This window comes from Flavobacterium cheniae, from assembly GCF_004363695.1.
GTDB lineage: Bacteria > Bacteroidota > Bacteroidia > Flavobacteriales > Flavobacteriaceae > Flavobacterium > Flavobacterium cheniae.
The window spans coordinates 330642-342900 of the sequence record NZ_SNZC01000003.1 but is presented as its reverse complement, the minus strand read 5'-3'; the positions used below and the strand labels follow the sequence as shown (position 1 = coordinate 342900).

The 12259-nt window shown below is 33.2% G+C and carries 10 protein-coding genes; 4 read left to right on the top strand and 6 right to left on the bottom strand.

What is annotated here, in order from left to right:
• The 3 genes from C8D80_RS10375 to C8D80_RS10365 form a co-directional block, all read right to left on the bottom strand.
• Window positions 1-151: type IX secretion system membrane protein PorP/SprF (locus C8D80_RS10375; RefSeq protein ID WP_133610074.1), on the bottom strand; the 151-nt coding region annotated here is incomplete at its 3' end.
• Window positions 152-202: 51 nt separating this feature from the next.
• Window positions 203-3220, bottom strand: a complete 3018-nt coding sequence (locus tag C8D80_RS10370; protein ID WP_133610072.1) for a gliding motility-associated C-terminal domain-containing protein — start codon at window positions 3218-3220, stop codon at window positions 203-205.
• Window positions 3221-3227: 7 nt separating this feature from the next.
• Window positions 3228-3641: a hypothetical protein gene (locus tag C8D80_RS10365; protein WP_133610070.1), complete on the bottom strand. Its 414-nt coding sequence runs from the start codon at window positions 3639-3641 to the stop codon at window positions 3228-3230.
• A gap of 157 nt (window positions 3642-3798) precedes the next feature.
• Between C8D80_RS10365 and folE the strand changes: the two genes are divergently transcribed.
• The 4 genes from folE (at window position 3799) to lgt (ending at window position 7351) form a co-directional block, all read left to right on the top strand.
• Complete coding sequence (gene folE / locus C8D80_RS10360) at window positions 3799-4470, top strand: GTP cyclohydrolase I FolE (RefSeq protein WP_133610068.1); 672 nt, start codon at window positions 3799-3801, stop codon at window positions 4468-4470.
• 61 nt (window positions 4471-4531) lie between these two features.
• A complete protein-coding gene (gene cysS / locus C8D80_RS10355; protein ID WP_133610066.1) occupies window positions 4532-6016 on the top strand; it encodes a cysteine--tRNA ligase in 1485 nt (494 codons plus the stop codon).
• A 46-nt stretch (window positions 6017-6062) separates the two neighbouring features.
• On the top strand, window positions 6063-6320 hold the full coding sequence (gene yidD / locus C8D80_RS10350; RefSeq protein ID WP_133610064.1) for a membrane protein insertion efficiency factor YidD: 258 nt from the start codon (window positions 6063-6065) through the stop codon (window positions 6318-6320).
• A 98-nt stretch (window positions 6321-6418) separates the two neighbouring features.
• The gene (gene lgt / locus C8D80_RS10345) at window positions 6419-7351 is read left to right on the top strand and encodes a prolipoprotein diacylglyceryl transferase (protein WP_133610062.1); all 933 of its coding nucleotides are present in this window, start codon (window positions 6419-6421) and stop codon (window positions 7349-7351) included.
• A gap of 51 nt (window positions 7352-7402) precedes the next feature.
• On the opposite strand, the gene C8D80_RS10340 is transcribed toward lgt, so the two are convergent.
• The 3 genes from C8D80_RS10340 to mdh form a co-directional block, all read right to left on the bottom strand.
• A complete protein-coding gene (locus C8D80_RS10340) occupies window positions 7403-7864 on the bottom strand; it encodes a gliding motility lipoprotein GldH family protein (protein WP_133610060.1) in 462 nt (153 codons plus the stop codon).
• Window positions 7865-7945: 81 nt separating this feature from the next.
• Window positions 7946-10870: a protein translocase subunit SecDF gene (gene secDF / locus C8D80_RS10335; RefSeq protein WP_133610058.1), complete on the bottom strand. Its 2925-nt coding sequence runs from the start codon at window positions 10868-10870 to the stop codon at window positions 7946-7948.
• A gap of 301 nt (window positions 10871-11171) precedes the next feature.
• Window positions 11172-12104: a malate dehydrogenase gene (mdh, locus tag C8D80_RS10330; RefSeq protein ID WP_133610056.1), complete on the bottom strand. Its 933-nt coding sequence runs from the start codon at window positions 12102-12104 to the stop codon at window positions 11172-11174.
• Window positions 12105-12259: the final 155 nt, after the last annotated feature.

The window sequence follows — 12259 nt, the reverse complement described above, 5'->3', positions numbered from 1 at the left end:
ATCCTAATGATAAATTCTCTTTGCTACCCGCATATGCCGGATTCATTACACTCATATTGTACATGTATTGCGTGTAGTGTGGGTCTTGCTGGGCATGTATTTCAACCGTAAAGGCAATTACACTTAAAGTTACTAAAAATAGTTTCTTCATTATTTTTAATTTATTTTAAAATAAGCTAAGCTTACAATATTAACTTTTAAATTATTTATGTTCTCTATTAATGTATATCCAACCAGTTTTGGTTTCTAAATCTGTAAAATCAATTACATAATAGTAGGTACCATCTGGTAGTTCATTTCCGTTATCCGATTGACCATGCCATTCGTCTTCATAATTTGATTTAGAATATACTTTACTTCCATATCTATTAAAAATTTCTAACTTTTCAATGTTGTAGAAACTTAAATCTAATTCATCATTAAGATTATCACCATTTGGAGAAATACCTTTTGGAATAGAACAAGGTTGAACAGTAACACTTGCTACATCAGAGAGAGCTAACGAACAACCATTACTAATATTTAGCAATTCAATTGAAACAAGAACAGTAGAGCTTACAACTTCAACAGTTGCAACACCTGCAGCACTCAATGTTACTGTTTGGTTACTTCCTCCATTAATAGAATAAGTAATAACATTGTTTGCTGCACCGTTAATTTGGAAAATGGCTCTTTCACCTGAACAAATAGTTGTATTTACAACAGATAATGTAGGCGCAATAGGACTACTTAATTGTGCTGCGTTTACAAATGAAGCAGAGGAAGCAGAAGAACAAGTTCCATCATTAGATATAACAGTGTAACTCATACCTGTTGTCATTCCAGAAATAACTCCACCTGCTCCAACAGATGGACCAGCTGGTGTAAATGTATAGGTATTAGCCGCGTTGTAATTTGAAATCGAATTAGAACCATCTGCTATACAAGTAGGAGCAACAGTATTCAAAGTAGGCGTAGCAGGTGCAACTAACATAGCATTTATACTAAATGAAGCTGAATTTGGTGAAGCACAACTTCCGTTACTAGCGGCAACCACATAACTAGTACCAACAGTCATTCCAGATATAACACCCGAAGTATTAACTGATGGTCCAGAAGGCGTAAATAAGTAAGTTAATCCCACAACATAATTTGTTATAGTAGCAACACCATTTGACGAACAAGTCGGAGCTGAAACTGAAATTATTGGAGTAATGGGAATTGATAATTGAGCTGCATTATTAAAAGGTAATGAAGAAGCAGATGTACAAGTTGCATTACTAGCAACAACAGTATAATTTGTTCCTGTATTCATTCCTGTAATTGCCCCACCTACTCCAACAGCTGGACCAGCTGGAGAAAAAGTATAGGTTAGACTTCCATTATAATTTGAAATAGAACTAGAACCATCTACCAAACAAGTAGGCCCAACAGTAGCAATTGTAGGAACGACTGGCGTAACTAAAATTGCATTAATACTAAATGATGCTGAACTTGCAGAGGTACAACTAGCATTTGAAGCTGTAACTGTATAATTTGTGCCAACCGTCATTCCTGAGATCAAACCACCTGCTCCAACCGTTGGTCCAGTTGGTGAAAATGTATATGACATGCTTGCATCATAGTTAGATATTGTCGCAACACCACTAGATGAACATGTTTCAGGTGTAATTGAAACAACTGGTACATCTGGAGTAACTAACATAAGATTATTAACAAAAGCTGATGAAGATGTAGAAGAACAAGTACCATTATTAGCTAAAAGTGTATAACTTGTTCCTGTAAGCATTCCTGAAATTACACCGCCAGCACCCACAGATGGACCCGCTGGAGTAAAAATATAAGTAACACCAATGTCATAATTTGAAACTGTACTTGTACCATCAGTAGAACAAGTTGGTACATTTGAAACAATAGTTGGAGTTACTGGAACTGCAACAATAGTTATTGTTCCATTTCGACTTGCATTAACCGAACATCCAACAGTAGTTACCGTATAATTAAAAGTACCCGTTTGAGTTGGCGTTCCACTTATTGTAAAGGTATTAGCATTGTACACTGAAGTTAGACCAGTTGGCAATCCAGTTACAGTTGCACCTGTTGCCGAACCAGTAGTTGTGTACACAATATTTTCTATTGGTAATCCTTGACACAAAACTTGATTAGCTGTTCCTACCCCTGAAGTAAGATCGATAGAACAAGTTGGAGGAACACAATTTACAATTACATTAATCTCTTCAGTAACATTACATGGACCCGCATTAATTTCAACAAATATAGATGTTGATGAACCTACGGTATATGCAGATGGATTAGTAATGACATTAGCATTTTCATCATAATAAACAAATACAAAACTTGCAGGATCAAATGGTGCAACCCAACCTGCTTGATAAGAAGTCAAATCAATAACTGGATTACAGGCTCCAGGTGGAGCAACAATAGGTCCTGTATTATTAAAAGGTACTGCTCCAATAATATTTACTATAATATCATCTGTAGCTATATCAGAACAACCAGGTCTTGTTACACTCACAGTCCAAGTTCCGTTTTGATTTACAGTAGTTGTGTTTGTTGGTGTTGTATATTGCAAAACTCCATTTAAAAACCAAGAATATATTGGTGAACCAGGTAATGATGGCGCTTGCAAGAAAGTTGCTGTTAAAGTAACATTTGTAGCCGCTCCACATAAAATTCTGTCTGGACCTAAACGTACACCACAAACAACATCACAACTTAAAGCACCTGTTCCGCCAGTTTGATTTAAAGTATAAGTTCCCGCTTGACCAGAAAAATTGGTAACTAATAACATGTAGTATTGACCAGCAACTGCATTAGGAATGTTAACATTTTCAACAGGATCTGGTAAATAACTACAATCCACAACATTATTGGCACCAGTATAACCTGGTGAATACAATGCTAAATTATTACAAATACCTGATAATGAATTAAATGGACCCCATAAAATAAAATCCACATCAATTCCAGCACCATTACTAGTTCTAATTTGTGATAACTGAAAATCAATATTTCCAGATGTCCCTACTTGCATATAAAACCATGCTGGATTTGGTGTACTACCAAGACAGCCTAAGCTACCAAAACTAGCTACACCTGTAGTATTATTGAATGGACCTTGGTTACCCGAACACATTGCTGCAGCATTAGCACAGGTAGAAGATTGACCAAACGAAAAACTAAAGCTTAATAAAAATATTATTTTGTAAAGTAATTTCATAATCTGATTATTTTAGAAATGAGAAATAAGACCAATCAGAAACTTTAGTTTGATTATTTTCAACCAAAACTAATCTCCATTTGAAACACTTTGCTCCTACTTCAACATGAATTAAATCACGATTTCCTTTTTTAACAAAGTTATCTTTATTTAAAACTTGAATCGTTTCTTTAAAGTCTGAAGCATTTTCGCCATTAAAGCAATCATAAATAGTAATAACTTCAATAGAAATATTCTTGTTACTTAAATCAAGAGTTGAAAAATCCCAAGAAATTTTTGCATTATTGATGAAATCAAATTTAGGGTCTTGAAGATTTTCGATTTTAACCCCTTTAAAAATAGCATCGTTTTTATCTAATGTGGTTTGAGAGAAACCATATTGAAAAAACAAAAAGATACTAAAAAGTAATACTTTTTTCATTTTTTTATAGTTTGATAGTTAGTTTATAGAACCACAAATTTAACAAAAATTTAAAGCTAGGTACTTTTTTTTTAATAATTAACATTTAAAAATAAAATCTAAAGTTTATTATTTATCTTTGCGTCACTTTAAAATTGCTATAAAAATAATTAGTAAAATGACACAAAACGAGGACTTTCAGGACGAGATAGGAAACGATCATATTGCAACGAGTGCTCAAACTCCTATGCGAGATGATGCTTTTGTTATTTCTGACGAAGAAAAAATTGAATTAATCAAAAAAGATGTTGAGCATATTTTAAACACATTAGGTTTAGATTTAACTGACGACAGTTTAAAAGGAACGCCAAATCGTGTTGCAAAAATGTTTGTAAAAGAAATTTTCGGTGGATTAAATCCTAATAAAAAACCGGGGTCTTCTACCTTTGACAATAAATATAAATATGGTGAAATGTTAGTTGAAAAAAACATTGTAGTTTATTCAACTTGTGAACATCACTTACTACCTATTGTTGGTCGCGCTCATGTGGCTTACATCTCTAATGGAACAGTTGTAGGTTTATCAAAAATGAATCGAATTGTAGATTATTATGCGAAACGACCTCAAGTTCAAGAACGTTTAACTATTCAAGTGGTTCAAGAATTACAAAAAGTTCTAGGAACTGATGATGTAGCTTGTGTAATTGATGCTAAACATTTGTGCGTAAACTCTAGAGGAATTCGCGATATTGAAAGTAGTACCGTTACGGCTGAATTTGGCGGAAAATTCAAAGAAGATAAAGTTCGTAGAGAATTTTTAGACTACATCAAATTAGACACACAGTTTTAATTTAGAATTCTGACAACAGAATTTAAAGATATACTATCACAAATATTGAGCAATCATAAAAATGGAATTACATAAAAATCAAACGTTACAAATATACAACACGCTTTCAGGCGAAAAAGAAACCTTTACTCCTATTCATGAAGGAAATATTGGAATGTATGTTTGCGGTCCTACAGTTTACAGCAATGTGCACTTAGGAAACGTTCGTACGTTTATGAGTTTTGATGTGATTTTTAGATATTTATTACACCTAGATTATAAAGTTAGATACGTTAGAAATATTACCGATGCGGGACATTTAACCGATGATGGCGATGTGGATAACGATCGTTTTGTAAAACAATCGCGCCTAGAAAAATTAGAACCTATGGAAATCGTACAGAAATATACGGTAGATTTTCACAAGGTTTTGGATGCGTTTAATTTTCTTCCGCCAACGATTGAACCTACTGCAACGGGACATATTTTAGAGCAAATTGAATTAACTCAAAAATTGATTGATACTGGATTTGCATACGAAAGCAATGGTTCGGTTTATTTTGATGTGTTTGCTTACAACCAAAAAGGAATGAATTATGGTGAATTGAGTAACCGTAACATCGAAGAACTTTTTGCTAATACACGTGACTTAGACGGACAAAGCGAAAAGAAAAACCCACAAGATTTTGCACTTTGGAAAAATGCTTCTCCGGCTCACATTATGCGTTGGAATTCGCCTTGGGGTGAAGGCTTTCCGGGTTGGCATTTGGAGTGTACAGCAATGAGCACTAAATACTTAGGCGAAACTTTTGATATTCACGGTGGCGGAATGGATTTAAAATTCCCACATCATGAATGTGAAGTAGCGCAAGGAAAAGCTTGTAACGGCCATTCGCCAGTGAATTTTTGGATGCATACCAATATGCTAACCATGAACGGTTTACGCATGAGTAAATCGACTGGAAATTATATTCTTCCGATGGAATTAGTCACAGGTGAAAATACGTTTTTCGAGAAACCATTCCAACCTAATATTGTACGTTTTTGTTTCTTGCAAGCACATTATAGAAGTGTTTTAGATATTTCAAATGATGCCATGTTAGCAAGTGAAAAAGGATATTCACGTTTAATGGAATCATACAAATTAATTCCGATGTTGAAAGCAAGTTCTACTTCTACATTAGATATTACGGCTTGGAAACAAAGTTGTTATGATGCAATGAACGACGATTTTAATACACCAATTTTAATCGCACAATTATTTGAAGGAGCGCGTTACATCAATTTGGTAAACGACGGAAAAGAATCTTTAACAGCGGAAGACATTAAACTTTTAGAAACTACGATTTCATGTTTCTTGTTTGATGTATTAGGAATTAGTAATGAAGCTTCAGGAAATTCAAATACTACCGAAAAATTAAGCGGTGTAGTTGAAATGCTAATTGGGATGCGAAATGAAGCGAGAGCGAATAAAAACTTTTCTTTATCGGACCAAATTCGTGACCAGTTATTAGCATTAGGCATTCAATTAAAAGACGGAAAAGAAGGAACTAGTTTTACCTTTTAACAATACAAAGAATCTCAATTGAGGTTCTTTTTTTTAATTTATAATCATGTGTAGCCAACACCAATCGAAATATCCAAAAACACTAAAACAATGGTTCGTTTATCCATTTGTTTTATTGGTACGATTTTATCAGATTGGGATTTCTCCATTTACACCCGCAACTTGCCGATTTGAACCTACTTGTTCCACCTATACCATTCAAGCATTGCAAAAACACGGAGTTTTTAAAGGAGGTTGGCTGGCTTTGAAACGCATTTTTAGTTGTCATCCTTGGGGAAGAAGTGGTTATGATCCGGTTCCTTGATAGGCAATGATATTTTCATCAATTCATTTCTTATCGGAATTTTAACATGTTTCCCAATAATAATAATTATTTTTACGCTTTAATCAGATACAAAAATTATGATTCACGCACTCAATATGGTTTGGAATCCTGCAGAAGGGATTGATTTAGGATTTTTCATGTTACGTTTTTATAGTCTTTCTTGGGTATTAGCCTTTGGATTAGGTTGGTACGTTATGAAACCTATTTTCATGAGAGAAAACGAAACGGTGGAATCTTTAGACAAATTATTTGTATATACTTTAGTTGCTACAATGCTTGGTGCAAGATTAGGACACGTTTTGTTTTATCAATCTGAATTGTTTCACGAAGATCCATTGAGTATTTTATTACCAATTAGTACAAAACCTACGCTACATTTCACTGGTTTTGCTGGTTTAGCGAGTCACGGAGCTGCAATAGGAATCATTATTACTATGTTTTACATTCAAAGAAGAGTCATCAAACGTTCGTTTTTATGGATTTTAGACCGAATTGTAATACCTGTTTCTTTAGGGGCGATTTTTATTCGTTTAGGGAATTTCTTTAACTCTGAAATCGTAGGAACTGAAACCACTTCTTCATTTGGAATTAAATTTTTAAGAGACAAATACAATGGTAGAGAAGCAATGGAACAAACCCAAATTGGAGACGTTAACGAAGCTTACAAAGCCATTGAAACTAATCCACAATTTGCGGAATTATTAGCTGCTGTAACACCAAAACATCCAGCACAATTATATGAAGCTATTTGTTATGTTTTTGTGTTTGCAATTTTGATGTTTTTATATTGGAAAACAGAAGCTAGAAACAAAGCTGGTTACTTATTTGGATTGTTCTTAATATTATTGTGGTCGATTCGTTTTGTGGTAGAATTTGTAAAAGAAAGTCAAGGTGGTTTTGAACAATATCCAATTTTCAATGCACTATCAACAGGACAATGGTTAAGTATTCCGTTTATCCTAATTGGTTTTTACTTTGTTATAAAAGCTAAAGTGGTTAAAGAAGCATAATTACATAACACTCATACAAAAAAGTCGGTTAGAAATTCTAACCGACTTTTTTTATTTTTTTCTTTCAATAAGTATTCCAACTCCTAAAGCATTTGGCAGATAAGGCCCATCAAATTTACTTTTAATACTAATTTTGTATTTTCCTTTTTCAAGTGTATCAAAGGTTTTAATGGTTTGAAATACATCGCAAATATCTCCTGAACAATCTCCGATATCATTTCCTGACTCATCAATAAGTTTCATAACAACTGAGAGTGTTTCAACTTTACCATCAGGAGACGTAATTTCCACTTCTAAAGGCACTTCCTTAAACTGAAATCCACTAATGTGCCCAAAGTGTAGCTTTAACTCACAAACTCCCTCAGATTGCATATTTTCAAACTCAAATGACTTCACATCTTTACTTTCCCATCGATTATCTGTAAAATCACGATTAAATTCGTCATAAACTTCATTCTTATTGCAAGACGTTAATACGAACACAAGAGCAAATAAAATAAATTTAGCTTTCATAATTTACCATTTTTAGAATTATAAATATAAAAAAAGTCCTGATATAAATCAGGACTTTTCAATATAATATAAACTAATTATTTAGTCTTCTTTTTTGAATTCAGCCATTTTACGACCTTCTTTATCACCAATTGTATCTTGCATCACTGGAGTTGCAATGAACAACGAAGAGTAAGTTCCAACTAAGATACCCACTAAGATGGCAAATACGAAACCTCTAATTGTTTCACCTCCAAAGATGAAGATAGCCACTAATACCACTAACGTAGTAGCAGAAGTATTGATAGTTCTACTTAATGTAGTATTTAACGCTTTATTTACTAATCCTTTGAAATCTGGTGACGAATTGTAATCTAAGTATTCACGTACTCTATCAAATACAATTACGGTATCATTCAAGGAATATCCAATTACCGTTAAGATTGCTGCGATAAACGCTTGATCAATCTCCATGTTAAATGGTAAAATAGTATAGAAGAATGAGAAAATACCTAATACAATAATTACGTCATGCGCAACTGCTACAACCGCAGCCAAACCAAATTGCCATTTACGGAAGCTAATCATTAAGTAAACAAACACCACAAATAACGAACCTAAAACTGCCCATAAAGAGTTTGTTTTAATGTCTTTAGAAATTGTTCCTGTTACTTTAGCAGATGATAAAATTCCAATTTGTTTTCCTTCGTATAAGTTAGCAAACTTATCGTAAGTTAAATCCGCAGGTAAATGTTTCTTTAAACCTTCATATAATTTTTGGTTTACTTCTTTATCAACTCCTTCTCCTTCTTCTTCAATTTTATATTTAGTAGTAATTTTTAACTGATTATTACCACCATAAATTTTAGCTTCAGCACTTCCAAAAACAGCTACTAAATCAGCTGCAACATCTGGTGCAGAAACTGCTTTATCAAAACGTACTTGGTATGTTCTACCTCCTACGAAATCTACACCTTGGTTTAATCCTTTAGTAGCTAAAGAGAAAATACTTAATGCAATTAGAATACCTGAAACTACATAAGCAATTTTCTTTTTCCCTAAGAAATCGATATTTAAATTTTTAAACCATGTTTTAGTTAACGAAGTTGAATATGCTAATTTTTCGTTTCTGCTTAAACTCCAATCTAAGAACATTCTTGTTACAAAAACTGCAGTAATTACAGAAGTGAAAATACCAATTAATAATGTAGTAGCAAAACCTTGAATTGGTCCTGTTCCAAAAACTAATAAGATAATAGCTGTAATCGCTGTAGTAACATTGGCATCAATAATAGATGACATTGCCCCTTTCCAAGTAAATGCATAATCAGTAGCTTCTTGAACTGATTTACCATTATCTAATTCCTCTTTTGCTCTTTCAAATATGATTACGTTAGCATCTACTGCCATACCGATTGTTAATACGATACCTGCGATACCTGGCAATGTTAATACAGCACCAAAACTTGCTAAAGTTCCAAAAATGAACAAGATGTTTACCAACAAAGCTAAGTTAGCATAGAATCCAGTTTTACCGTAGTAAACTACCATCCATAATAATACTAAACCAAAACCAATAACGAATGATAACATACCATTATCAATAGCTTCTTGACCTAATGATGGACCAACAACTTCTGATTGAACAATTTCTGCTGCAGCTGGTAATTTACCTGCTCTTAAGATGTTTGCTAAATCTTTAGTTTCATCAATTGTGAAGTTACCTGAAATTTCTGATTGACCTCCAGTAATAGCTCCTTTACTTACACCTGGTGCAGAGTAAACAATATTATCTAAAACAATTGCAATAGCATTTCCTTGTTGCGAAACTGCTCCAGTAATTTGTTCCCATTTTCTTGATCCATTACCATTCATTTGCATTGAAACGGCTGGTTTACCCATCTGATCAAAAGTATCTTTTGCATCAACAATTACACCACCACTTAAAGGAGCAACATTATCTCTTGTTCCTTTTAATGCATATAAATCTGTAATATCTGGATTTTTCTCGTTTGTTTTACCCCAAGCAAATCTAATATTTGTCAAATTAGCTGGTAATAAAGCTTTGATATCGGCTCTTTTTAAATAACCGTTGATTGCTGCAGTATCTTTAGTTGCAAATGTTCCAACGTGTGGAGCACCTTGTTGACCTGGAGCTAACATTTTACCTAAGAATGGACTTGTACCAGCTGCAGCAGTTGTATCTGCTTTGTCAGTTAATAACGAATCGATACCTGTAGTTTTAGTTGGAGCCGCTTTAACAGCTACTTCTGTTTTCTTTAATGCCTCTTCAACAGCCATTAAATATTGTCCAACTTCTTCAATTTTATATGTTTCCCAAAACTCTAATTGAGCAGTACTTTGTAATAATTTTTTAATACGGTCTACATCTTTAGCTCCTGGTAATTCTACCAAGATTCTACCAGAATTTCCTAATAATTGAATGTTAGGCTGAGTTACACCAAATTTATCGATACGCTCTCTCAATACTTTGAAAGCACTTTCTACTGATTCTTGAACTTTTTGTTTGATGATAGGCTCAACTTGTTTGTTGGTCATATCAAATTTGATAACTTCATCTAAGTTTCTGTTTCCAAAAACATCAGCAGCTGATAATCTTACATTACCAGCGTTTGCAGCTTCAAAGAAAGCATCAATAAAATCCTGATTTCCTTTTTGATTTGTTTTTGCATCAGCAAGTGCTTTGTTGAAAGCTGGATTTTTAGAATCGTTAGCCAATCCTTTTAAAACGTCTTTAACCGAAATCTGAAGGATTACGTTCAATCCTCCTTCTAAGTCAAGACCTTTGTTGATTTGGTTATTAGTAACTTCTTTGTAAGTATGTCCTAAGTATACTTCTTCTTTCCCTATAGAATCTAAATAGCGTAATTCTTTAGCCGTATCTCCTTTTGCAAAAGCTTTTGCATCAGAAACAATACTATTCGCTACGAAAGTAAAAGAAAGTTGGTATACACATACCAAAGCAAAGATAATTGCGAAAAATTTAATAAGTCCTCTATTCTGCATTATTCTAAATTTTATTTATTCTATTTTATAAAAACGGACAAATATATAATTTACAATAGGATTAAGCAATTTTATTTTGGATTAAAATACCCTTTTTATCCAAGTTTAATCACAAAACGCTATTACAACCTAATAATGAAAGACTTGCAACTTAAAAAAGTATTTCACATTCCTTTATTTATTGTTGAAAACTTATTAATTTAAAGCAAAAATCCTTTTTCAAACCTTTTTTTAAAAATAGCAATAACAAAAAAAAACTGCCAATTTCTTGACAGTTTTTCAATTCTATTTTGATGTAAAATTACAATACTGATTTTAAATCGGCATTCATATTACGAACTGCGTCTGCACTTTTAGCAAATAATGCTTTTTCTGCATCATTTAATTGCACATCAACGATTTTTTCGATACCATTTTTACCAATAATACATGGAACTCCCATACAAATATCTTCTTGTCCGTACTCACCTTCTAAGAATACTGAACATGGAATCATACGTTTTTGATCGTTTAAAATACTATCTACTAAATACGCTACAGAAGCTCCTGGCGCATACCAAGCAGAAGTTCCTAATAAACCTGTTAAAGTAGCACCACCAACCATAGTATCAGCAGCTACTTTATCTAACTCAGCTTGAGATAAGAAATTAGAAACTGGAACACCATTGTAAGAAGCTAAACGAGTTAACGGAATCATAGTAGTATCACCGTGACCTCCAATAACCATACCTTGAATATCATTAGCTGGTTTATCTAATGCTTTTGACAAGAAATATTTGAAACGTGAGCTATCTAAAGCGCCACCCATTCCAATTACTCTGTGTTTAGGTAATCCTGTTGCTTTTAATGTTAAATACGTCATTGTATCCATTGGATTTGACACTACTACAATAATTGCATTTGGCGAATGAGTTAATACATTATCAGCAACTGATTTAACGATTCCAGCGTTGATTCCGATTAATTCTTCACGAGTCATTCCTGGTTTTCTAGGAATTCCAGATGTAATAACTACTACATCACTTCCTGCTGTTTTAGAATAATCTCCTGTTGTTCCGCTCAATTGTGTGTTGAATACAGTTGTTGTAGCACATTGCATAATATCCATAGCTTTACCTTCTGCAAAACCTTCTTTAATGTCAACTAATACTACTTCGCTTGCGATTCCTCTGTACGAAATAACATCTGCACATGTTGCACCCACGTTACCCGCACCTACTATTGTTACTTTCATTTTGTTGTGTATATTAAATATTTATAAAAATTAAAATTGATATTGAACTCCAATATTTCCGTTGACAAATTTACCAAAAGCAAATATTTGTTCTTGATAAAATATTTGTTCTTGATAAAAAGACATATGATTTATCTGTTTATACTAATGAAATA